Origin of the sequence: Botrimarina sp. (assembly GCF_040219535.1) — a bacterium.
In the GTDB taxonomy this organism is placed as follows: Bacteria; Planctomycetota; Planctomycetia; order Pirellulales; family Lacipirellulaceae; genus Botrimarina.
Genome location: NZ_JAVJSH010000036.1, coordinates 1 through 23,781 on the forward strand (window position 1 = coordinate 1; position 23,781 = coordinate 23,781).

General features: G+C 65.2%; 19 protein-coding genes. 5 read left to right on the top strand and 14 right to left on the bottom strand.

Going from position 1 to position 23,781, the window contains the following annotated elements:
* Nucleotides 1-231: 231 nt before the first annotated feature.
* From RIC11_RS19460 to RIC11_RS19505, 10 genes are all read right to left on the bottom strand, one after another.
* The gene (locus RIC11_RS19460; RefSeq protein ID WP_350214062.1) at nt 232-1,212 is read right to left on the bottom strand and encodes a tyrosine-type recombinase/integrase; all 981 of its coding nucleotides are present in this window, start codon (nt 1,210-1,212) and stop codon (nt 232-234) included.
* A 100-nt stretch (nt 1,213-1,312) separates the two neighbouring features.
* The gene (locus tag RIC11_RS19465; RefSeq protein WP_350214063.1) at nt 1,313-2,524 is read right to left on the bottom strand and encodes a hypothetical protein; all 1,212 of its coding nucleotides are present in this window, start codon (nt 2,522-2,524) and stop codon (nt 1,313-1,315) included.
* Nucleotides 2,525-2,816: 292 nt separating this feature from the next.
* Complete coding sequence (locus RIC11_RS19470; RefSeq protein ID WP_350214064.1) at nt 2,817-3,464, bottom strand: hypothetical protein; 648 nt, start codon at nt 3,462-3,464, stop codon at nt 2,817-2,819.
* A 387-nt stretch (nt 3,465-3,851) separates the two neighbouring features.
* Nucleotides 3,852-4,328 carry a hypothetical protein gene (locus tag RIC11_RS19475; RefSeq protein ID WP_350214065.1) on the bottom strand — a complete coding sequence of 159 codons (477 nt, stop codon included), beginning with the start codon at nt 4,326-4,328 and terminating at the stop codon, nt 3,852-3,854.
* 106 nt (nt 4,329-4,434) lie between these two features.
* A complete protein-coding gene (locus RIC11_RS19480) occupies nt 4,435-4,668 on the bottom strand; it encodes a hypothetical protein (protein ID WP_350214066.1) in 234 nt (77 codons plus the stop codon).
* 407 nt (nt 4,669-5,075) lie between these two features.
* Nucleotides 5,076-5,498, bottom strand: a complete 423-nt coding sequence (locus tag RIC11_RS19485) for a TSCPD domain-containing protein (RefSeq protein ID WP_350214067.1) — start codon at nt 5,496-5,498, stop codon at nt 5,076-5,078.
* Between the two features lie 126 nt (nt 5,499-5,624).
* Nucleotides 5,625-6,056, bottom strand: a complete 432-nt coding sequence (locus RIC11_RS19490; protein WP_350214068.1) for a hypothetical protein — start codon at nt 6,054-6,056, stop codon at nt 5,625-5,627.
* A gap of 49 nt (nt 6,057-6,105) precedes the next feature.
* Nucleotides 6,106-6,684 (bottom strand): MT-A70 family methyltransferase, encoded by a 579-nt coding sequence (locus RIC11_RS19495; RefSeq protein ID WP_350214069.1) that lies wholly within the window; start codon nt 6,682-6,684, stop codon nt 6,106-6,108.
* Between the two features lie 299 nt (nt 6,685-6,983).
* The gene (rbsK, locus tag RIC11_RS19500; RefSeq protein WP_350214070.1) at nt 6,984-8,012 is read right to left on the bottom strand and encodes a ribokinase; all 1,029 of its coding nucleotides are present in this window, start codon (nt 8,010-8,012) and stop codon (nt 6,984-6,986) included.
* A 41-nt stretch (nt 8,013-8,053) separates the two neighbouring features.
* Entirely contained in the window at nt 8,054-9,646 is a 1,593-nt protein-coding gene (locus RIC11_RS19505; RefSeq protein WP_350214071.1) for an ADP-ribosylglycohydrolase family protein, read from the bottom strand.
* Nucleotides 9,647-10,004: 358 nt separating this feature from the next.
* Here RIC11_RS19505 and RIC11_RS19510 point away from each other — a divergent pair, with 358 nt between their 5' ends.
* The gene (locus RIC11_RS19510; RefSeq protein WP_350214072.1) at nt 10,005-11,624 is read left to right on the top strand and encodes a chondroitinase-B domain-containing protein; all 1,620 of its coding nucleotides are present in this window, start codon (nt 10,005-10,007) and stop codon (nt 11,622-11,624) included.
* Between the two features lie 73 nt (nt 11,625-11,697).
* On the opposite strand, the gene RIC11_RS19515 is transcribed toward RIC11_RS19510, so the two are convergent.
* On the bottom strand, nt 11,698-12,618 hold the full coding sequence (locus tag RIC11_RS19515; protein WP_350214073.1) for a sugar phosphate isomerase/epimerase family protein: 921 nt from the start codon (nt 12,616-12,618) through the stop codon (nt 11,698-11,700).
* Nucleotides 12,619-12,957: 339 nt separating this feature from the next.
* On the opposite strand from RIC11_RS19515, the gene RIC11_RS19520 reads away from it, so the two are divergent.
* The 4 genes from RIC11_RS19520 to RIC11_RS19535 all read left to right on the top strand — a co-directional run bounded on the left by RIC11_RS19520 (nt 12,958) and on the right by RIC11_RS19535 (nt 19,108).
* Nucleotides 12,958-14,514 (top strand): hypothetical protein, encoded by a 1,557-nt coding sequence (locus tag RIC11_RS19520; protein WP_350214074.1) that lies wholly within the window; start codon nt 12,958-12,960, stop codon nt 14,512-14,514.
* Nucleotides 14,515-14,591: 77 nt separating this feature from the next.
* Nucleotides 14,592-16,553: a D-apionate lactonase family protein gene (locus tag RIC11_RS19525; protein ID WP_350214075.1), complete on the top strand. Its 1,962-nt coding sequence runs from the start codon at nt 14,592-14,594 to the stop codon at nt 16,551-16,553.
* 3 nt (nt 16,554-16,556) lie between these two features.
* A complete protein-coding gene (locus RIC11_RS19530) occupies nt 16,557-17,594 on the top strand; it encodes a Gfo/Idh/MocA family protein (RefSeq protein ID WP_350214076.1) in 1,038 nt (345 codons plus the stop codon).
* A gap of 74 nt (nt 17,595-17,668) precedes the next feature.
* A complete protein-coding gene (locus tag RIC11_RS19535) occupies nt 17,669-19,108 on the top strand; it encodes a hypothetical protein (RefSeq protein ID WP_350214077.1) in 1,440 nt (479 codons plus the stop codon).
* A 40-nt stretch (nt 19,109-19,148) separates the two neighbouring features.
* Here the strand turns inward: RIC11_RS19535 and RIC11_RS19540 are convergent, their stop codons facing one another.
* The 3 genes from RIC11_RS19540 to RIC11_RS19550 form a co-directional block, all read right to left on the bottom strand.
* Nucleotides 19,149-20,399 carry an alginate lyase family protein gene (locus RIC11_RS19540; protein ID WP_350214078.1) on the bottom strand — a complete coding sequence of 417 codons (1,251 nt, stop codon included), beginning with the start codon at nt 20,397-20,399 and terminating at the stop codon, nt 19,149-19,151.
* A 102-nt stretch (nt 20,400-20,501) separates the two neighbouring features.
* The gene (locus tag RIC11_RS19545) at nt 20,502-21,920 is read right to left on the bottom strand and encodes an enolase C-terminal domain-like protein (protein ID WP_350214079.1); all 1,419 of its coding nucleotides are present in this window, start codon (nt 21,918-21,920) and stop codon (nt 20,502-20,504) included.
* Nucleotides 21,921-22,025: 105 nt separating this feature from the next.
* Entirely contained in the window at nt 22,026-23,483 is a 1,458-nt protein-coding gene (locus RIC11_RS19550; RefSeq protein ID WP_350214080.1) for a Gfo/Idh/MocA family protein, read from the bottom strand.
* Nucleotides 23,484-23,781: the final 298 nt, after the last annotated feature.

The window sequence follows — 23,781 nt, forward strand, 5'->3', positions numbered from 1 at the left end:
GACGACGTCGAGCAACTCAACGACGCGGTTCACGAATCGCTCAACGATCAGGCACGCGACCACCGCCTCAAACTCTCCTTCTTCAAGACCGCTCAACTCAGACTGTAAAGGAGCTCGTTGGCGGCGCGAGGGGCAATAAGAATCTGCAGGCTACTCGGATTGAAGCGTTCTACTACTACTACAATGTTCCGTCGCGGATATATATGTACCAGCGATGCTCGTATTCTCAAGCTAGATCAAAATTCGCTCAATCTCATCAAGCGTAAGCTCATCTCCTGTCCGGTCATAGAGCTTCGTTGTTCGAGGCGACTCGTGGGCAGCAATAGCCTGAGCTTTCTCGATCGTGCCGCCGTTCTCAAGGTAGGCGGTGATCCCCGTAGCTCGGAACGTGTGGCAGCTAATTCGCTCGCTGACGTCCGCTCTGCGAGCACGTCGCTTGACCATGCGGAAGACATCCTGCCGCGTCATCGGATTAGCTGTGAGAAGTCCGCTGCGACCCGCGGCTGTGCGGAAGAGGGGACCGGTAGGGTCGACGCTCAAGCCTGCTACTTCGAGATAGGCGTCTAGGTACTCTTCCGCGTTGTGGTGGGCAGGTACCTCGTGGAATTTACCGCCCTTCTCATGAAGTCGGAAGTAGCTTCGCTTGCCAAGGCGATAGTAGTCGTTGACTCTCATTCCGAGCACAGCCGAAACACGGGCAAAGCTGTATACCATCAGCCCGATAAGCGCTCTGTCGCGAAGTCCGACGGCAGTTGAGCAGTCTATGGAGTCCAGTAGCTGCCGGGCTTCCGCGGCGCTAAGTACTGCCGTCTTGCCGCGTTTCACGACGTGTTTAGGGCCACGAACCGCCGAGGCCGGATTCATAGGTAGAATCTGCCCAACAACGAGCCAATCAAAGCACATCCGAATCGCGGCCAAGTGCTGCTTGACGGTTGGGCTCGAATAGATGGCGCCAAGGTATTCGATGTAGCTGGCAACTACGATGGGTTCGATCGCCAATAGTTCGAAGCCGTGGTCATCGCACCAAGCGAAGAAATCCGAAAGGGCACGAGCGTAAGCCTCGCGAGTGTTCCTGTTTCTGATTGTTGCGGTGAAGAACTCAAAGAAACGCTGCTTCGCTCTTAGACCGGCCGATTCGATCAATCGCGGAGCGATAAGCGAGGCGGTAGGAGAAACCGTAGGAACGTTGCTAGAATCGTCGTTCTTGGACACGGTTGGACACGAGGCTTTTGTGATTCATAACGTCCTTTATGTATCACAAAAGGCACCAACCGGAAAAGCGTCGGTTGGATGCAACGCGCGACGGTGATTTTCAGCGAGACAAGGCAGCTCGTACCTGTTGGTCATTCTGTAGCCGATTAATAATCTTTCGAATACGAGAGTTTGACTCGTCAGAGCTGACGGTGTCTTCTAGTCGGCCCCAGGGAGATGTAGCGAAACATTTGGCAGACGCCAAGGCCTCTAGAATTGCATCAGTGCTTGACTGCTCGAATCCTTCCGATTCAAGTAGATCTTTTAGCGCTCTCTTTGCTGGCGGAATAAAGCCTTGGATCTCAATTGCTCGCGCGGTAAAAGTGGCTATTGGGTTGTCGGCGTTTCCCGCGAAAGATTTCTTGAGCTCACCGCTCAGCTGGTGCCCGAGCTGGGAAAGAAAGGCTTCGTCTACAGCGATTGCCTCCTGCATTCTTACCTTCTCGTCATCCTTCAAAGCAATGGTCGAGCATAGCGATACTATTTGAGCTGCAGTTGCCTCCTTCCACGGAGTGTCTTCTGCAACAAAGCGGCGCAACAAGTCCGTAACGACAAGTTCTCGTGAAATGGCCTCGACCCGACTGGAGACAATATCGAGTGGGGCTGGTGGTGCATATTCTTTGATCGCATCTAGCATTGAGTCTGGCGCGATATCATCGAGCGATACACCCTTGTCTCTAGCGGCTTTGAGCCAGGTTCCAGGAACCCAATTCTGTCCATCGCCATCCGTCACAGCGCTCAAGAGTTGCTGCGCAAGCTCCCCGGACGCGTCTGCGTTGCTGGTTTGATCTTCCCAGTCAGGAGTCGCAACGCGCGAAAAAAGATTGCCAGCCAGCCACCCGAGCTTATTCGCGTAGTCTGAGGATAGCCGTCCGCACCTCGCATCTGTTAACAAGGGATAGTGCTCGTTACGCAAAGCGATGGTTACGCGTATCAAAGCAGCCGACTTCGTTGCGATTCCTACGTCGCCGTCCGGATGTAGATAAAAAAGTCCCAATGACTGAGCATTCTGGTTAACGATCTTTACAAGCCGCTGGACGGCCAGGAACTTTTGCTCTTGGTCGTAGACGCCGTCGCGGTCGGTGCCGCAAACGTCTCGGATCAGAGTCGGTAGTATAGGCTCCAGCTCACGAATCACCGCAAGACTTATGTGTTGTGCCTTGCACAGCCCCTCTTTTCGACGCACCAAGTCACAAGACTGCGTGACGACGAGAAAGGCCGTATAGCGATCGTCGCAGAAGTGCGCGTGCACACCCTCCAACAACTTAAGCAAGCTATCAGTACGACGAATTATATCACCTTGGCGTAGGTCGTCGTGATTTTGAACACCTGTGTATGTCCAATGAGATGGCATGCGGAAATGTCAGGATGTGGATTGGGAAGTCGCCTTCTCTTGACGTGGAGTATAGCGGAGCTGAATCGATCCGTGCATTGCTGTAGTGGTAACCAGCCGGGGCTGTTGTGAAGCTATGGCTACAATGGTGGTGGGCATCGGCGAGGCAAACTTGATTTGCTCAACTGTTCTGTATTGCGCGTTGCTGACGGAACCGTCCGCGGTCGTCGCGTCACTCAGGTGCTTCATGTTCTAGATCCTCCGTTGCAATGCCCACGGTGTCGTGGAGAATTCGCCGGACTTGGTTGCTTATGTCATTGATGGGCAACTCAAGCCATCTTACTTGCTTATCTGAATCGTCATCTTTGTGATCAAAGTTGAGTTGGAGCGACTGCTCTAGAGATTGTGACTCCGATATCGCTACATTGATAAGTGAATCATCCCATTTCAGGCTACGGGTCACTGTCCGGTCGGCAATTGTGAAGTCATTGTCGGACAGCGAATCATCCCAGTCTGTATGTACAGTGTCACTAATGGATTGTATGGGCGATGTGGTCGAGAATTTTACGTTGACGCCAACAGCGAATACGGGGGTCTTTGGGAGTTCCATGAGTGCTCGCCTGGCGAGATTCCTTGCTTTCTCCAGGGCATCGTACGAGCATTTCGTAGGAAGTAGGAGAAGACGTTCATTCGAGGCGACTACTGTTACTCCGTCGTATCGGACCTGGGGCGGGGCAATGATATCTATCGGAAGCATGACCTCCAGGGGAGTCCCTTCAGGAACCTGAAAGAGGTGTTTGCCGATACCGGCAGGGGTTAGAATAGCGCGATTCCATCGACCGGCGACTACGACGCTCCATTCTATCGGCTTAAGTGGCATTGCTGGGAGGTGAGTGTTATTGCAGGGTTACTGGCGTCGACGAAACAACGCTAATCCCCTAGTTGTTCATGCTTTACTGGACCTATCTAGTCTAGCACATCCGCAGATGGTGATCGAGGTAGGGTTTCTTTGCCGCAGACAGGCACCGCCAAGCCTAGGCTTGGCGCGTGATGGAACGAATCGTCACGTCTATCTGCGTCTGAAGAGGCTGGCCGGGCAAGACTGCCCAAGTCCCCTCCCCTCGCCCCACAGGGGAGGGTGGCCCAGGCCCCGGAAAAACTTCGCCAGTCTCGGTGCTTCGTTCCCTTCATCCCGTATGGCCTCGCCAAGACCTGGGCCGTGCGGGATGAAGGGAACGAAGCCCACTTGCCCCCAGCAAGCCTCCCCTCACCCGCTACGCCATACGTTGCTTTGTTTAGCAGATTCTCGGAGGCCTCCGAGTCGTCGAAACAATTCACCTTCGTTGATGTCGTAAGCGTGCTGCATTTTGAACGCATATCGGAAGTGCTCCAGTGGTGTGAGCACCGCGAGACGGCGAAGCCACTCTTCAATTGCAAGGTAGGGGTCGCTAGAGAACTCCGGCGCGAAGGGCAAGTGTATCCAGTCTGACTTGAGAATGGCGGCGACCGAGATCCATCCTTGGGTTGGAGTGTTGCCGTCAACCTGCCTGCCGGACGCGTCGGGTGGGTAGTGCTGTAGCGTCGCTAGATTGTAAAGGTGCAGTGAGGCGGATTCCTCAGTCACACGATGTTCTAGTGCTAGGTCGGCAAGCACCTTTTCCCAAGGAAGCGGGAGCGGGTTCGTATCAACGAGCCATTCGCCATTGCTGAGCTTCTCCAATGACCATTCGATCTGGTAAGGCATCGCAAATCTCTCGGTGGATTCTCGCAGTTCGATGGGGCGCATCAAGCACAAATGCATTAGAGCACAGAAAACCGGGCGACCCGAGGGCCGCCCGGCCGGGTTTTGCCTAAGAAGACTTTCGCTGGTCGTAGACCCAGGAATGAGCCAGGTCGGCGACCTTGGCAACAATCAGCAGGTCGTCGCGGCCGAAGCTGTCGGAAGTCTGCCACTCCTCAGAACCTTCAGGGCGGTAGAGCCGCTGAATCTGCACATTGTGGCGTGTGCCTGCGGAAGTTTCGTTCTCCCAAATCACTGCCTTGATTCGACCGATGCGGATTTCGTGAGCGCTTTTCTTAGCCATTGTTTGTTCCTCCGTTTGAGAAAGGTTTAGTTTGTTCACTCACCCAGTGCTGGTGGACAACTAAAGCTTGCACCGGAGGACATTCCCCTCGTGAGCGTTGGGAACGGCGAGAAGCCGGAGCACTCAGGTCAAATGACAGGCAAGCCTGGCGTGCGACCTGACCGGCCGCCGGGACCAACGCGAGAACTTGGGGCAATGGCATAGAAAAGCGTGAGCAATCGATCGGTTAAGGCCTGGTGTTAGAGAGAACGAGGAGCAGGATCGTCAGATTTCTGGCTCCCGCAAGAAGGGTTCTGGGCAGACCTCCAGCAAGGAAGCAGACACGATGATTTCCGAGAGTCGCCGACCTCACTTGGTCGCTTTAGGACTGCGACAGTCGATGAGGCACAAACCAAGTGGACGGCGGCCTACGACTTGTCGTCTGCCACTGTGTCTTCATCCCTAGGAAATTCCAGCTTGAGCCATCGGAAGATGTAGTCAACGAGAGAATGTGCCGAGTGGATTTGGTCGTGCGTGGTCCATCCACTAGGCTCGAAGCGCATGTACTCGAACTTCTTCACCAACAGATCGAGTGCTACTCCGTGCTGAAGAGCGATGCTGGTCAGCGCGGCAATCGCATCGAGCAGGCCCGAAACGGTGGTGCCGTGCTTGGAGACCTTGACGAAGAGTTCCGCAGGACGTCCATCTGGATAGAGCCCGACGGTGAGGTAGCCTTCGGTGTCACCGACTTTGAACTTGTGCGTGCGCGATTCGCGGGTGTCTGGGAGCAGTTCTCTACGAGTCGCTTCGACGCGTGAGTCCTGCGGAAGTTTTTCAGCGGTTGTGGACATGGGGTCACCTTTGTTGATGATTGAGAGTGATGTTCGCCCGACGACTGACGGGGCTCGCCCTCTGGGCCGAAGGCCTACAGGCCCCGTTAGATGGCGGAGCGCACGCTACTTGAGGAACGAAGGTCGCTAGCCCGCTAGATCGCTAGGACTCGGCGGCTCACTAGCGTGCTGAAACTGGTATCCCGTGGGCGTTTCTACAAACTCGCTTTCGGCTAGCACCTCCTTAAGGCGAAGAGCCAAGCCCATACGCGAATAGCCTTGTTCTTGCAGACGCCGCTCGACTTCGCCTCGGAGCCGTTCAAGCGTAAGCGTGTGACCGTCAAGTGATCCGACGACGGCCTCGCGTACGCTTATTTTGTCGGGTGAGGGTTTAGCAGAGGCACGACGACCACCTGACTTGCCGCTCGTTCGGACCCCTAGAGCCGTCAGAGCTGCTCGGACTTGCTTGAGGGCAAAGTCGATCTCATCGACCTGCTTGCGAAGCGTGGACTTGCGTCCTTGAAGTGCTTCTTCCTCCGTCTGCAAGCTTGTGACCACCGAATCTAGACGTTCTTCCATCGTTGACTCCTTAAGATTGGAAATGCAGGGAGAGGGCGAATGCGATCGCCTACCAGTAGCTGCACTGAACCTCGTTGCCGAAGACGGTCCATTTGCCGTCGGGAATCTCTTCGCGTCCGAAGAGTTCGAGATAGGGACCCGGACTCACCTTCTCCACCAAGTGGCGAAAGACTCCCGGCTTCCGGCTATGTATCCGCCGGGGCGTACAAACCCAGCTTGGATGAGAGTGTTCCCGGAAACAGAGACTGCCTTTGACGCCTAGCAGCAAGTACTCATGGGCCATTCGCCAATAGTTGCCCGTTCCGATCTGGTCCTTGATCCAGATGAGAGCGGACTTGTAGACAAATCCCCAAGCATGCATGAGGTCCAAAGCCTCGCGAAGAAATCCGCTCGTTGCCCAGAGGTGCAGGTGGGCGTTCTTCGTCGCAAGGGCTGGCACAGGGAGCGCCGCGAGCTGATCCAGCGGCATCGTGGCGTAGTGCTTCTCGGCTGCTCCCCGAGCGACCGTGTTTTGATACGGCCAGGGTGGGTCGCAATAGAACGTCGAGAAGCGAAGTCCCCGACTGACCAGTTGGTCGAGGTCGCTTACGACGGCTGGAAAGAGCTGCTGCTCAAGAGGAGGCTTCATGACGCACCTCCTTCGCTCATGTCGGAAGGAGAAGCGCAGTCGATGAGTGTCATCACCGCATCACGAATATGCGGCGGTAGCTGTGGCCAGCGGTCGGCGATATATTCGATCGCTGAGGAGCAACCGGGTGGCTGCTCTGATGTCACGCGTTGACGATCGGTGTCGCCTGTACGTGGCCCAGATGTGGACAGTGACTGCGGAGAATCACTTAAGTCGTTAGCTGATCCATCGTTACGATTTTCAGCATTCTCATTCGATTCCCGCCGCCTCCACTTTTTTCCTTCTCTATCCGAGAGCCTCTAGCCGGCTGACTGGCAGAACGCAATCACCGCTTGGTGGCCGGCGTGGGCCGGCTGGCCTTGCAACAACTGGGCGACCTCGGCCCGCGTCGGGGCCGACGTCTGGGCGCCGGGCTTGGTGACCGATGAGGCCGCCGCCGCGTTGGCGAAGCGGATCGCCAGGTCGATCTCGGCGCCCTCGGCGAGGGCCACGGCCAGGGCCGCGTTGAACGTGTCGCCGGCCGCCGTCGAGTCGCACGCGTGCACCCGCGGCGCGGGGAAGGCTTGGCCGCGGCCGCGCTGCTGCAGCCAGGCGCCACGCTCGCCGAGCTTGAGGATCACGGCCCGAGGCCCCAGCTCGAGCAGCGCCGAAGCGACCTCGGCGACCTCCTCCGGCGACACGTGGTCGCGCGGTTGGCCGAGCAGCCGGTGGGCCTCGGTCTCGTTGGGCGTGAGGATGTCGACGAGCCCCAAGAGCGACGGGTCGAGCTGCTGGGCCGGCGCCGGATCGAGCACGACGCGCAGCCCGTGAGAAGCCGCGGCCCGAGCCGCGGCGGCGACCGTTTCGAGCGGGGTCTCGAGCTGCAGCAGCAGGAAACCATCGCGGGGCAGCCGCTCGAACGCAGCGGCCACATCCCCCGGCCCGACGCGGCCGTTGGCGCCGGCGGCGACGATAATCTGATTCTGCCCCGCCGAGTCGACCGAGATCGTCGCCGCGCCGGTCGAGCAGCCGGGAGTCCTCTGCACCAGCGAGACATCGACCCCCGCGCCGGCCAGGCTGTCGAGCAGGCGCTGGGCGAACACGTCGTCACCGACGCGGCCGACCATCGTGGTCCGGCCGCCGAGCTTTCCAGCCGCACACGCTTGGTTGGCGCCTTTGCCGCCGGGCAGGGTCTGGAAGTCGCGGCCCATGACGGTCTGCCCGCCGACGGGCAGCTCGTCGACCCGCACGACGAAGTCCATGTTCAGGCTGCCGAGCACGACGATCGGCGCGGCCGCCGCTTGCTGGAACGGCGGCTTCTGAGTGGCGAGCTTCTGCGTGTTTGCCACGGACGCCAGCGGATTAGGAGGTCACGGACTGCGTTGCGGGGTCACTCGGCCGCGTGGGTCGCGGGCTGGGAGTGCCGGGGGTCGGCGTCGGCGTAGACGACGGCCCCGTGGATAAGCACACGCTTGCCGGTCGAGCTGGGATGCGCGTCGCCGCTCACGACCACCCGCAGCGTGTGGTCCCCCGGCGCGAGGCCGTAGGCGTGCCAGAGGGCGTTGTCGCGGGTGGCCCAGGCGGCGTAGGCGTCGATCGGCGCGGCCGGCTCGTCGTCGAGGAACACCTCGGCGCGGCCGCCGTCGGTCAGGCAGTCGCCGACCAACGCGACGGCGGTTCCGTTGAACCGCAGCGTCATCTCGGCGCCCTTGCTATCGGCGACCATGTGGGCCAAGCGCCGGCCTCTCCCTTCGGACCACCCCTGCCCGAAGGAGAAGGCGGCGTCGCCGTACGCGAGGCGCTCTTTCGGGATGCCCATCGACCACTGCTCGAGCGGCGCGGGCGAGGGGTCCTCGACCGGCACGATCAGCTTGCCGTCCTCGACCCGCCCGCCGACCGACTCGACGACTTTCTGCGCGCGGTCCACCGTCGACTGGCAGATTTCGACCAACGAGCTCTGGGTGTACTTAAACTTGTCTCCCTCGATCTTCGCGATCCCGGCCTTCCACTTCTCCGGGATCCAGTCGTAGCCGTGCATCACGCCGAGCACGCCCGCGGCGGTCGACGGGTTGCAGTCGGAGTCTTGCCCGGCGCGGGTGGCGATCTCGATGGTCCTGGCGAAGTCGTTGTTCCCGTACAGCAGGCCGAGGGCGACGTAGCCGCCGTTGAGCTTGGCGTCGATGTTGAACGGCTCGAGGGCGCCGTCGATGCACGAGTCGTGCTTGTTCCACCGCTGCTCGATGTGCCGCCAGCACGCGCGCCAGTCGTCGGGCGAACGCTCGTGAAACCCGACCACGTCGCGGATCAGCTGCGCGTACTCGCTCTCGGCCGGCAGGCAGGCCAGGCCCGCGCGGACGACGCTCTGGGGCCGCTTGTCGAAGTAGCCGGCCGCGTACATGCCGGACACGAACATCCCGCCGTACAGGCCGTCGCCGTAGTTCATCACCCGGCCCACGCGGTCGCAGTAGCGGTTGGACTGCTGCGGCAAGCCCGGGCACATCATGCCGATGAAGTCCGCCTCGATCTGGAAGTCGATGTCGTTGGCGTGGATGTTGTGCTTCGGGTGGCCCGACATCGGGGCTTTGACGCCGAGGTTCAACAGCCGGCGCGCCGCCGCGTTGGCGTGCCAGAGCTTGTACTTGGACTGCTTGAAGGCCTCGCCGTACTGCTCGGTCGTCGCGTCGAGGCCGAGCCGGTCCATCGTCTCGGCGAGCGTCATGCCCACGTACAGGTCGTCTTGCTCGAGGGCGTTGGCGACCTGGTTGGTTTCCCAGTCCAGCTCGTACTCGATGATCGCGCCGTTGGAGTCGAACTCGGTCGGGTAGCCGTATGCGACGCCGATCATCTTGCCGGCCCACCCCCCGCGCACGCGGTCCCGGAACTCGTCCAGCGAAATGCTCCGCTCCTGCGCTGCCGCGGCGGCGCCGGTCAATCCGCCGAGGATCGCGGCCGCCACGCACACCGCGGCGAGGGGGAACGTCATGGGGTTTCTCACTGCCAGTTCTCCGTCGAAAGACAGGGCGTCGATACGCGCTGGCCGGCGCCCGGCGGGCGCGGTGGTCCCTCGACCGAACACGGCCAGGCCCCGCCGGCGCAAGCAGGGCGCCACGGCGATAGGGCAAAAAAGATCCGCGGGAGTAGATGCGTTTGAGAAGCTCGATTAGGCTTTCTGAGATCTCAGTGAGACTCGAGCAGCAGCCCGCTGATTTCCGCCGTCGAACGAACCGAAGCTGCCGGTTCGCTGCGACGACAGTTTATAGCGATGCGGGCGCCTCGTAGGCAGACGCCTCCGCCCCGGGGGGGAGGGATCGGCCGCCCCACCTTTTCTAGGAACGCCACCGATGGAAAAGCGGAGCCTTGCGGCCGTTTTGGCCGCGCTCGCGATGCTCGCTCCCGCGACGGGCGCGGAGTACCTGGTCGACGCAACCGATTTCCGCGACGCCATCGCCGCGGCCCGCGCGGGCGACGTCATCACGTTCCGCGACGGGGTCTACAACAACGTCGCGATCGACTTCCGCCCCGCAGAAAACGGCCGCGCCGACGCGCCGATCACGCTCCGCGCGCAGACGCAAGGCGGGGTGGTGTTCCGCGGCAACGGCTCGAAGCTGCGGATCAACCGCGACTGGCTCGTGGTCGACGGCTTCGTGTGGGAGGACGTCACGGTCAACGGGTCGAACGACTACGTGATCCGCTTCAACAGCGTCGACGACACCGTGTTCCGCAACAACACGCTCCGCCGCGTTTACAACCACAACCTCGACGCGGCCGCCGTCCGCGTGGCCGTCAACTCCAACCGCAACATCATCGAACGCAATGAGTTCACCGCGCCGGACGACTCCGAGCCGTACCGGATGATCCAGGTCTGGGCGTACAAGGACTCGACGCCGTCGCTCGACAACGTGGTACGCCACAACTACTTCCACGACATGGGTCGCGCGTTGCAGCTGGGGCAGGGCGCCAACACGAGCCCGCCCGACCCGTTCCAGCGGACGACGATCGAGGCGAACCTGTTCGAGCGGATGCACAACTACACGGTCCACATGAAGACCAGCGGCAACCTGCTGAAGGACAACACGGTCCGCGACGCGCGCAGCGCGGCCGACGTACGCACCGGCCGGCAGAACGACTACATCGGCAACTTCTTCTTCGACGCGCTGCCGATCGCCCTGCTGCACGGCGATGGCGAGGTGCGCAACAACTACTTCGAGGGCGGGTTCAACACCACCGACCGCGGCGAGGCGATCAACCTCGGTTGGGGCGACGTCCCCTACCCGCAGATCAGCCAAGCCAACCCGGCCGAGGGTTACCTGATCGAGAACAACACGATCCTCGGCTTCGCCGACGCGGGCATCGACTTCGACCTCCGCAGGGGCGTGTCCGGCCACAGCCTGCCGCCGAAGGACAACACGTTCGTCGAAAACCTCATCTGGAGCACCGCGGGCAAGGCGATCGACCTGAAGGGCGCCACCGACCAAACCTGGGAGGGCAACGTCGTCTGGGCGACCGGGTCGGGCTCGCCCGGCAGCACGCCGACGGGCGTGCGGGTTGTCGATCCGGGGTTGAAGCGCAACGCGCTGGGGCTGCTGTACTCGGAGAATTTCCCCGACGTGGGCGCCGACGTTTCGCGCCGGCCGCTCACGGCGGCCGACGTGGGCCCCGGCTCCACCTTCACGTACGACAACTATCTGGCCGGCGACTTCAACAGCGACGGCGTGGTCGACGCGGCCGACTACACGGTCTGGCGCGACACGCGCGGGCTCGGCGGCCCCGGCTTGGCGGCGGACGCCAACGCCGATGGCTTCGTCGGCAGCACGGACTACGCGGTCTGGCGGGAGCGCTTCGGACGCACGCTGGCCGCTGCGCCGTCGACGGAATCGGTCCCGGAGCCGGCCGCCGCCGCCGCCGCGACGCAGGCCACGCTGGCTTGGGCCGTGCTGCGACGCGCTCGGCGCTCACGCTGAAGCGGCCCCGGCGGCACGGTCCACTGGTCCATTAGGCCGCTAGGCTTGTCCGCTAGGCCGCTAGGCTTGTCCGCTAGGCTTGGAGCCAACCGCGGAGGGTTCGGAGGTCGACGCGCAGCGCCTCGAGATTGGCCCGGGTGTCGCCGTCGGGCAGGTACTCGACGTGGAGCGAGATCGGTCCCCGGTAGTCGTCGGCGCGCAGCATCTTGAAGAACTCGGGGTCGACCCTCGCTCCGAGCGGCGCGTTCTCGGCCTTCCTCCCGTTCCAACGGAAGTCCTTCACGTAGACCGCGCCGATGTGCGGCCGCATCAGCTCGTAGAGCAGCGGCCACGACAGCCCCGCCTCGACCGTCGCGTGCCGGATATCGAAGGCCGCGCCGAGCTCGGCCGGGTCGATCCCGTCGATCAAGCGGTGCGCGTCCCAGAGCGTTGCGCCGACGTACCGCCAGCCGGAGTGGTTCTGGTAGAGGCCCTGTAGCCCAAGCCGCCGGTTGAGGTCGGCGAGCCCGGCGAAGGCCGGCCGCAGCCGCTGGAGCTGCTCCAAGACCGGCTCGTCCTTCGCGTAGCGGAAGTGCCCCATCCGGTAACGCTCGATCCCGAGGTCGGCCGCGACTCGCAACACTTCGCGGGCGAGGGGGTCCGACGCGTCGCGCACGTCGGTGGTCATGACTGTGACCTTCAGGCCGTTCCGCTCGAGCGCGGCGGCGAGCTTCGGCAGCTCGGTCCCGACACGCTCCGGCGGCACATGGCCCCCGCGGCGGACGGTCGCCTCGACGCCATCGAAACCGAGTTCGGCGAGGGCGTCCGACAGCTCGTCGTAGCTCAGGTCCTGGATGAACTTCTCGAACGCACAGATCTCGTACTCTTCGCTGCCCGTCGGGGCTTCCCCTTCGCGGGCCAGGCAGGCGCGTGGCGGGCCCGCCAGCGCCAGCGACGCCGCGCCGAGCTTCAAGAGATCGCGGCGGGTGGGGTTGTGCGTGGGGTTGCTAGGCATCGGCGTTGCTTCGCCGTTGGGGCGTCGTGTGAGGTCCGGATGCGGCGTCGGTCGCTTCGAGCCGACTTTGTAAACGGCTGGCGTAGAGCACCGCGTCGGAAAATACGGAGGGCAGGGGATAAAAACCCGGAAAACGGATTGAAGCGGCGCCACTCCCGCGCGATGATTCAGGGCAAATCGTGCGAGGACCCGCTGGCCGCCTGCGTCTGGCGGGAGCGGCACGACCAGCTTTTCCGACGCTCGGCGCGGGTTACCGCCGAGCATCGCCCGCGCCGGACCACGCCCGGCGGATCGCGGCGGCCCCCCAACGGATCTCCTCTTCAAGAACCTACGACCAAAATGCTGAGATCTCAGTTGCTCCCGATCGAACCCCGCTTCGCCCCGCAGCGCTTCGCGTTGTTGCTGGCGGGGCTGGCGGCGACCTCAATGCAGGCCCTCGGCGCCGACACAGAGGCTTCGTACCTGGAAAAGATCCAGAGCCACTTCGACCGGGTGCTCGAAGTCGGTGTGGACAAGTACGGCGACGACACCAACGACCTGTGGATCGCGTCGATCGACCTGCGTAAGGGGGGGCAGAACGAGTCGGTCGACTCCAAGAGCCGCCGCGCGTACCGCCGCATCCACGCCCCGCGTGGCAGCAACCTGTACTGGGACATCCCGCTGTTGGTGACCGCCCACCGGGTGTCCGAGTTGTCGGGGGATCGCAAGTACAGCGAAGGGGCCGACCGCTGCGTGTCGGCGTTCCTCGAGCGGTGCGTGTCCGACAAGAACGGCTTCTTCCTGTGGGGCAACCACCTGTTCTACGACGTCTTCCGCGACGAGATCGAGCGGATCGGTCACTTCTCGCACGAGGCGCGGCCGATCCCCGTCGCTTGGGAAGCGATCACGCGCGTCTCGCCCGAGGCGGCGGCCGCGTGCGTGCGCTCGATGGCGGAGCTGCACGTGGTCGACCACGAGAGTGGCTTCTTTGACCGCCACGCGCCGACGAACAAGAAGGAGATCGACCCGGACGAGGAGTTCGTCGCGAAGTGCTACCCGTTCATCGAGACCGGCGGCGTGCTCGTCGAGTCGATCGCCTGGCTCGCCGCCCAACGGCCGGACGACCGCCAGCAGCTGATCGACACCGCGTTGAAGGTCGCGCGGTTCTCCGCGGCGGACCACGGTGAGGAGACCGGCGTCGTCCGCAACCAAGGCCACCGCAAGCGGTGGGACTACTACCACGGCACCACCGAGATCGGTCTGTGGGCCGGCGACCTGCTCCGCGCGGCCGAGCTAACCGGCGTCGACGAGTTCGTGGCGATCGCCGAGCCCGGGCTGCTCGCCTACCTGGAGCACGGCTGGGACGCCGACGCCGGCAAGTACTACGGCGCCCTCCGCGTCGAAGACGCCAAGCCGCGCCACCCGGAGGAAGAGCAGGAGTACCCCTACCAGCCCGACCTGTACGCCGACGTGTGGGAACCGCTCTTCCCGATCCACGATTACCCGATGGCCATGGCCGAGGCGTGCCTGTCGTTCTACGAGCGGACCGGCAAGGAGGCCTACCGCGAAGCGGCCCAGCGGTGGATCGAGCACATCGAGAACAGCCTGCCGGCGAAGCACCTTTCCGAGCGGCACGGCGGCCACTGGGTCGACGGCGCGTACGCGGCCGATTACGGCGCGGTGATCCACTACCTGTCCCGCGCCGCCAAGGTGCTCGACGACGACCGCGCGCGAGAGCTCGCCCACCAGATCGCCCGCGAAGCCGTCGGTACCCTTTATATCGAGGACCTCGGCGCGTTCCGCAGCCACCCGGGAGAGGACGTGGCCGACACGATCGACGGCCTCGGCACGTTGTTCCTCGCGCTGCTCGAGCTAGAAACCGGCGAGGACGGCGACCTGATGGGGTACCACTTCTGAGCCGCTCGGCCGACGCGGGCGACGCGTCGGGACCGCCCTGCGCTATCTCCTTCCTCACCATACCGCTCCGGCCCGGCGTGAGTCCTCAACCGCACCACGAGCGCGTCGCCGCCGAGCCCGTACCAGGTGGGCTGCTCTTGCAAGCGGGCCCCCTGTCCGCGCGATTCGAGTCCGATTCGGGATTGCTGCGCCACGTGCGGCTGGGCCAAACCGAGGTTTGGCGGGGGCTGTACGTGGCGGTGCGCGACCACAACTGGGAAGTGGTTGAGCCCGTGATCTCGCGCGTCGAGCGGGCCGAACAAGGCGACGCGATCGAGCTCTCCTTCCGCGCCGATTGCCGCCGCGACGAGATCCAGTTCGTCTGGTTCGGCAGCGTCCGGCTGCAAGCGAGCGGCGCGATCCGTTACGAGATGCGCGGCCAGGCCGAGTCGGCGTTCCTGAAGAACCGCATCGGGTTCTGCTTGCTCCACCCCATCAAGGAATGCGCCGGCGCGCGGTGCTCGACGCGGCACGCCGGCGGCGGCGCGGCCGAGGGCCGGTTCCCCGAACGGATCGCTCCGCACCAACCGTTCAAAGGCTTGGTCGCGATCGGGCACGAGGTCGCTCCGGGGGTCGAGGGGCTGGCCGCGTTCGAGGGCGACGTGTTCGAGACGGAGGACCAGCGCAACTGGACCGACGCCTCGTACAAGACGTACTGCACGCCGCTCGACGAGCCGTTTCCGGTCCGGGTCGAGTCCGGCGAGTCGTTTTTCCAAGCCGTGACGCTCTCCCTCACAGGCAGCTCGCCCTCGTTGACGACGAGCCCGCCGCAGCCGCGGGCGAGCGCCGGCCCACAGCCTGCCGCGCCCGAGATTGTCGACACGGGCGAGCGGCTGCCGGACCTCGGCTTCACCTTCCCTCACCGCGCTCCGCCGCCCAGCGACACGCAACGTGGGCGGCTGGCCGCGTTGGCGCCGGCGCACCTCCGCATCGACCTGCGCGACGCGAGCCCGGATCGCCTAGCCGACCTGGAGTCGGCCGACGGGCTGGCGGCCCAGATCGGAGCGGACCTCGACCTGGCGATCTGTGTTGACGGCCATCTCGACGCGACGCTCGACCGCGTGGCGCCCTTGCTCGTCGACTTGGCGTCGCGGGTCGCGGTGTGGTCGGCCTACAGCGACGAAAAGAAAACCGCGTCGGCCGCGGACGTTACGCGGGTGCGCGAGCGGGTCGCCGGCCTCACGCCCGGGGCGCGTTGCTTCGGCGGCACACGGGCGTACTTCGCCGAGCTCAACCGCAACCGGCCAGCGCCTGACGCGCTGGACGGGGTGACCTACTCGATCAACCCGCAGGTGCACGCTTTCGACGACCTGTCGCTGGTCGAGACGCTCGAAGCCCAAGGCCAGACGGTCACCTCGGCCCAGGCGCTGAGCGGCGGCCTGCCGGTCGCGGTCGCTCCGATCACGCTCCGCCCGCAGTTCAACCCGAACGCCACCGCCGCCGAGCCGCCGCCGCCGCCCGGCCACGCGCCGCCGCGGTTCGACCCGCGGCAGACCGGCTTGTTCGCCGCCGGGTGGACGCTGGGCAGCGTCGCACAGCTAGGCGCCGCGGGCGCGTCGCGGCTGACCTACTACGAGACCCACGGCCTCGGCGGGCTGCTCGCGCCGCTAGAGCCGTCGCCTTTCGGAGGGTTCTCGTACGAGCCCGGGGGGGTGTTTCCTCTGTACCACGTTTTCCAATGGCTGAGCGGCTTCCGCGGCGCGGCGTTGAGCCGGCTCGATTGGGGCCGGCCGCTGGAAGTGTCGGGCGTCGCGCTGCGGTCCAGCGGCGCCGAGCGGCTGATGGTCGCTAACCACACCGGCGAATCGACGCGGGTTGGGTTGCCGCCGGCGTCGGCGTTCGGGGGCGTGGGATACGAGTTGTGCGTGCTCGATGCGGATTCCCTGCGGCGGGCGACCGCCGAGCCGGAAACGCTGCTCAGCGACCGGCGACGCGTCGAAGGGCCCTCGCTCGGGCTGGCGCCGCACGCGGTTGTTGTCGCCGATGTCATCCGAGGTTGATCGATGTCCGAGCTACGATTCGTCGTCATCGGGGCGGGGTTCTGGTCGCGGTTCCAGTTGGCGGGCTGGGGCGAGATCGAGGGCGTCCGCTGTGTGGGGGTCCAGTCGCGGACGCGTGGCAAGGCCGAGGCGCTCGCCGAGCGCTTCGGCGGGCTCGCCGTGTACGACGACGCGCAGCAGATGATCGACCGGGAGAAGCCCGACTTTGTCGACATCATCACCGACGGCGCCTCGCACCCGGCGTTGACCGCCCTGGCCGCGGAATCGGGCGTGGCGGTGATCTGCCAGAAGCCGCTGGCCGACACCCTCGCCGAAGCCGCGCGCATGGTCGACGCCTGCGAGGCCGCCGGCGTGCCGCTGCTGGTGCACGAGAACTGGCGGTGGCAGTCGCCGCAGCGGGCTTTGAAGGGGATCATCGCTAGCGGCCGGATCGGTGAGGTGTTCCGCGCACGGATCCAGTACTCGAACAGCTTCCCGGTGTTCGAGAACCAGCCGCTGTTGGCCCGTCTGCCGCGGTTCATCCTCAACGACGTCGGACCGCACTTGCTCGACGCCGCGCGGTTCCTCTTTGGCGAGGCCGAATCGCTCTACTGCCAGACACGCCGCGTGCACCCGGAGATCGCCGGCGAGGACGTCGCGACGGTCGTGATGGGCATGGGCGGCGGCGCGACCGTCACCTGCGAGATGAGCTACGCGACCCGGCTGCGCGAAGAGCGGTTCCCGCAGACTTTCGTGCTGGTCGAAGGATCGCTTGGCAGCGCGGAGCTCGGGCCCGACTACCGCATCGACGTGACCACGGCCGACGGCGTGCGCACCGAGCACCACCCGCCGGCAAAGCACGACTGGGCCGACCCCGCCTACGAGGTGGTCCACTCGAGCATCGTCCCTTGCCTGCAAAACTTGGTAGACGGCCTGCGGCAGCCGGGTCGGGCCGAAACGACCGGGCAGGACAACCTCAAGACGCTGCGCCTGGTCGAGGCGGCGTACCAGTCGGCGGAGCGTGGCGTGGCGATCGACCCGCGGCAGCTAAGCGCCGACTGAATCCCACCGCGACCGCGCTGCGGCATTCCCCCGACCGAGTGCGTCGGCTTCTAGCGACACCGAAGGACCCCACAATGCCCGCGAATCGACGCTTGCTCTGTTTGCTGTGCCTCGCCCTGGCGACGGGCGCCGCAGAATCCAATGAGCCGCTGGCGCTGCACCCGCAGAACCCTAACCGCTTCCTGTTCCGCGGCGAGCCGATCGTGTTGCTCACGTCGGGCGAGCACTACGGCGCGCTGGTGAACCTCGACTTCGACTTCCGCACGTACCTCGACGAACTCGCCAGCGACGGCCTCAACCACACGCGCGTGTTCGCGGGCGCCTACCGCGAAACGCCGGAGTCGTTCGGCATCACAGACAACCCGCTCGCGCCGGCCGCCGGCCGGTTCGTCTGCCCATGGGCGGTCGCCGAAACGCGTCCCGACGGGCGCCAGCGGTTCGACCTCACGTCGTGGAACGCCGGCTACGTCGTCCGCTTGAAAGCGCTGATGCGTGAAGCCTCGCAACGCGGCATCGTCGTCGAGCTGACGCTGTTCTCGCCGATGTACAACGACGCGATCTGGCAGGCGTGCCCGATGCACGCCGATAATAACGTGAACGGCTTCGGCGACTGCGACCGCAACGAGGTGTTGACCCTGGAGAACGAGGAGCTGTCGGCGGTTCAGATCGAAATGACGCGCAAGCTGGCGGAGGAACTCCGTGGAGTCGACAACCTCTACTTCGAGGTCTGCAACGAGCCCTACACTAGCGACGTGCCCGAGGCCTGGGAGCAGCGGATTGCAAGCGAGATCAATCGTGTCGACCCCGACCGGCTCGTGTCACGCAATGTCGCCAGCCATACGAAGCGTATCGACAAGGCGCCGCCGGGCGTGTCGATCCTGACCTTCCACTACGCCACCCCGCCGAAGGCGGTCTCCGACAACTCGCACCTGCGGGTCGCTGTCGGCGCGAACGAATCGGGCTTTCGCGGCTCGGACGACGCCGTCTACCGCACCGAGGCGTGGGCGTTCCTCCTCGCCGGCGGCGCCATCTACAACAACCTCGACTACTCCTTCACGCCGGCCCACCCCGACGGCTCGTTCACCAGCTACGAGTCGCCCGGCGGTGGCGGGCCAGAACTGCGCGAGCAGCTCGGCGTGCTCAAGCGGTTCCTCGACCAGTTCGACCTCGTCCGCATGCGGCCGGCAGGGGAGGCAGTCGCGACGAGCGATGGCGTGTCGCTCCAGGCGCTCGCCGATCCGGGCCGGTGCTATGCGGTCTATCTGCACACGCCGCTGGGTTGGAAGCCGAAGGACCTGGCGGAGTTCGCGTCGACCCGGCGGTCGGCGCGTGTCGAGCTGGACGTCCCGCCAGGCGACTACCGGCTGCGGTGGTGGGACCCGGCCGCCGGCCCGCTGGAGGACCCGTCTCGGCTCTCCCACCCCGGAGGCGTGCTCCAGCTAGACTCGCCCGCGTTCGGGATCGACGTCGCTCTGTGTGTCGAACGAGAGGGTCCACACGCGTCCCAAGAGTGACCGCGCGGTTCTGCAATCGGCGGACGCGGTCGGCACGCTGTTACGGGACGCCCTGCGGCGCGACGCCGAGCACGAGGTACGCGCGGCTGGTGTCGGGCAGTTGCGCCCCAGCCGCCGCCGCGAGCCCGGGGTCGTCGTAGGCCACGGCGCCCAGCAGGGCGACCGGCGCGAGCCGCCGGGTGTCCGTCTTGCGGATCTGTTCGTGAGGCCAGCTCTGGTCCTTGCCCATGAACGCGACGAGGTAATCCAGCGCCGGCCGCAGCCCACCCCCGTTGGCCGCTTCGCACCCCCACAAGTCGAGCCCCAACCGATCGCCGTAATCGGCAAGCTGCATCAGGCCGGCGAGGTTCATCACCGAGTAGTCCCAGCTCCGCGTGCGGGCGATCTCGTGCGGCTGCTGGCCGTCGGGGCGGATGTGCGAAGCGATACGCGATTGCTCCGCACGCCCGAGAACCGCCCGCGCGTCGGCCTCGCGGCCCAAGAAGCCCATCAGGCTGACGACTTGCAGGTCGTAGTAGGTGCCGTGGTTGTTGTGGGTCTGCGCCTCGAAGCGGCCCTTCTCGCTCTGCTGGAGCCAGTCGAGATAATCCTTGCACCACCGGCGCATCGCCGCTTGGTCGCTGTCGCCCCAAGCGTCGGACGCGGCCAGCAGCCCGAGCGACTCGACAATCCGCGGCAGGGTGCGGGTCTCGATGATGCCGTAGCCACGCCCTGTGCTGCGGCCGGGCACCGCTTGTGCGTACTCCAGATGCGGCCTCATGCCGGTCTCTGGCGACAAGAACCACGTGCGTAGCAGCCGGGCGGCGCGGCTGGCGTAGCGCTCGTCGCCGAAGAAGCGGTAGCCGAGCGACAGGGTCTCGACCGCGGCCGAGAGGTCGAGCAACTGCGCCGGGTCGCTGATCTCGTAATACTCAGGGTTCGGCCGCCCGTCGCGTTTGATGTAGGGGAGGCCGTCTGGTTGGTCGGGGTCCGGCCACCAGTAGATGCCGATGCTCATGTAGTCGCGCCGGTCGCCGCTCGGCGGCGTCTGGCTCTTCTGGGTCACCGAGAATGGGCCAGCAGAGAGCGCCCGATCGGCGTCGCGGCGCAGTTGCTCCAGCGCGGGCGAAAACGCTTCGGGGTCGGCCTCGGCCGCCTGCTCGGCACGGTCCAGACGCTCCGCGAACAGCGGCAGCCAGCCGGGCCCGGCGGCGAGGGCGGGCCCGCTCGGCGCCGGGCCGGCCAAAACGGTCATCCAGCAGGCTGCGTGGACCAGCTTGCCGAAGTGGGGTGCGGGCTCGGAGTGCGTCATCGGTTTCCTCAAGAGGCCGGGCGGCGCGTTGCTCCCGGTTTCAGGGCGCGAAGGCGGCGGGCTATTGGGCCGCTGCAGAGGGCCGGGCCGATCCGTGCGGCCCTACCGCTCGCAGCTGACCTCGGGCGCCGGCAGGCGCCGGTCGATATCGTCGAGGCGGTAGCCGAAGCCGGGGCCGGCGATCGTGCCGAGATCGAGCATGCCGTCGACGCGGTTGTAAAGGCCCGGGTGCACGGCGGCTTCCGACGCCGAGGCCTCGGGGTAGAACTGCATCGCGTTGGACTCCACGCCCATCATCGTGCCCGCGTGCGCGGCAAGCTGAACGTGCGGTATCTGCGCCAGCATGGGGTTGGTGAGGTCCTGCACCATCAGGTGCATGCCGTGGGCCTTCGCCCAGCAGAGCGACAGGAGCGCGCCGGTTTGGGTCTTGCAGGTCTTCAGCGCGACGCCGTTCCAACCGAGCGAGCGCCCCAGCCGGATCAGCCGCCAGTCGTGCGCGCTCTCGTCCATCAACAGGGGGATCCGCTCGGAGATCTCCCGGGTGTCGATCTGGTTGCTCGACAGGTCGTAAGGGAACGGCTGCTCCACGTAGAGCAGCTTCTCGTAGGCTTGCGGGTGCTCGCGCTCGAGGCGGTCGAGCACCGCGGTCACGTACTTCGGATCGGTCACGGTGCAATTGAAGTCCGCCGTGAGGTGGCGCACGTCGTAGTCCGCGGCGACCGCGGCGACCGATTCGAGGCGGCGGAAGTCCCACTCGGGGTCGGCGCCCCGCAGCTTGATCTTCAGGCACGTGAGCCCGTCTTGCTCGATCCATTCGCGGAGCGTTTCGGGATACCCGTCGCCGATCGGCGGGCCTTCTCGGTCGTCGTCGGTCAGCGGGTCGAGTCCCCCCACCAAGTGCCACACCGGCAAGCGATCCGGCGGCGGGTAGTCGAAAAAGTCCTCGGGGTACGCGCCCCGGAAGTCCACCGCCGAGTCGGGAGCCGGCGTGAGGAAGTGCGACAGGTCGCGCGACAGGTGCTCCGCGCCGTAGACGCGGTAGACCGGCTCGCCCACGAGCTGGCCGTAGGCGTCGTGCAGGGCGATGTCGAACGGGCTGCAGCACACGAGCGCCGCCAGGTGCGGCATCGGTTCGCTGCAGCGGCTGATCTCGTTGAAGCGCTTCCGCAGCGCCGGGAGATTGGTTCCTTGGAACGAGGCGCCGATCTCTAGGGGGTGCCCGTAGTCGAGGGCGAGGGGCCAGGCTTGCGTCAGACGCCGGCAGAAGTCGATCAGCACCGCCTCGCGATCGGCGTAGCTCATCGGGCTCGGCCAGACCCACGGCACGCTGAGCGGCGTTTCGCCCCAGCCCTCCGCGACCCGCCCCAACCGATCGTGCACGATCAGCCGCACCCGCGCGCAGGTCACGCGCGAGAGCTCCTCCCGCCCGAACTTGAGCGGCATGCGCGTCTCGACGGGCAGCAAATAGAGCTCGGCCGCCGTGACGCACACGTCGGTGGACCGCGCGAAGGGGCGTTGCATAACGGGGCGGACGATGTCGGCGTGCTCCTAGAAAGGTTGGCTGGGCCCGGCCGCCCGGCGCCGATGAAGGGCGAGCGGAAGGCCAATTGCGAGTCGGTGCGGGGCTCAGCCCCAGTCGCCGCGCGCCGGGCGGTCGAGCATCGCGTTGGCCTCTTCGTTGCCCAAGAAAGACTCCGCGGCCGGGTCCCAACGGAGGTTGGCCTTGAGCCGGATAGCGATGTTCCCGAGGTGGCACACGGTCGCGCTGCGGTGCCCCACCTCGACCGGCGCGGCGGGGTCGCGACGCGACCGCACACAATCGAGGAAGTCGCCCACGTGGTCGTCGCTGACGTACAGCTGGTCCTCCGCGGGGATCTCGACCGCCGCGAGGCTCGCCGGTTCGGTCTGCACGCCGTCGAGCCCGTAGCCGGTCGCGACCCGCCCCTCTTCGCCCTCGAACTCGACGTACACGGCGGGGTCGCCCGTCTTGCAGGTGAGCTCCACGCCGTCCTCGTAGCGGCAGCGGAAGGTCGTGTGGGTCGCCGCGTTGAAGAGGCTCCCCTCGGGGAGGAACTCCGCGTCGACGTACTCGACTTCGACGGGGCCGGAACCGTCCCGACCGAGCCCCCACTGCGCCATGTCCAACGAGTGGGCGCCGAAGTTGGTGACCTGGCCGCCCGAGTAGTCGTAGTTGAAGCGGAAGCGATAAAGGCAACGGTCCTTGTGGTACGGCGCCATGGGGGCGGGACCGAGCCACATGTCGTAGTCGAAGCCGTCCGGCACGCTCATCGGCTGCCACCCGGGGCCCGGGCCGACCTTGTTGTGCTCGCCGACCTGCGTCAGCACCCGCTTCACCCGGCCGATGTAGCCGTTCCGCACGAGCTCGCACGCCTGGCGGCTCACGGGGCTAGACCGCTCGTGGCTGCCCGTCTGCAACACCCGCTGGTTCCGGCGGACCGCGTCGACCATCCTCTTGCCGTCGTTGATGGTCAGGCTCAACGGCTTCTCGCAGTAGATGTCCTTGCCGCCGTCCGCCGCGGCCACCGTGATCGGGGCGTGCCAGTGGTCGGGCGTGCAGACGGTCACCGCCTGGATGTCGCCCCGTGCGAGGACCTCCCGGAAGTCGTTGTAAGCGTCGCACCGCTGCCCGCCGCGGCCCGTCTTCGATGCGTAGAACGATTCGACCCGCTCGCGCGCCGGCTCGCGGCCGAGGAACTGCTTCTCGTCGCGGTAGCCGTGGCTGCCGCGGTTCACATCGCACACGGCGACGACCTGCGCCCTCGGGTCGTTCAGGAAGGACTCCATAATCGGGAATCCCTTGTTGCCAACTCCGATGCAGCCGATCGTGATCCGGTTGCTCGGCGCGGTCGCCCCAAAGACCGACGGAGGCACGAAATACGGTGCGGCAACGGCGGCCGAGGCCGCTTTAATGAACCGGCGCCGGCTGGGCGCGGCGGAGCTAGGAGAGGCCGTCTGCATAGCGGTTTGAATAAGGGGAGTTGGCGGCGGGCTTCTAGGCCCTTCAGAAACGGCGGGGCCGCCACGCGGCACAGCGCCGCGGCTCGATGACGGGCCGGCGTCCATGCCCGCGGGTCCGTGGCGCCGGGGAAATCTTCATCAAGCGCTGGAGGGTCGACAATCCGATTTTAGGGAGTTGTCGTCTGAACATCCGACTCGCGGCGGTGCGGCTGGACACGATGCCTCCACGGGTCGACTTTTCTGTACGACTACACACTTGCGTCCCACTGAGATCTCAGATACTATCCGATTATGAGGTGCTGCGCCTAGAGGTAACCGCGCGCTCATCGCCCTCCGCCTTCTCTCTTGCCCACCGGGCTACCCGCCGGTGGCGCAGCAAAGTTGTGTCTGAAAATATCTATCT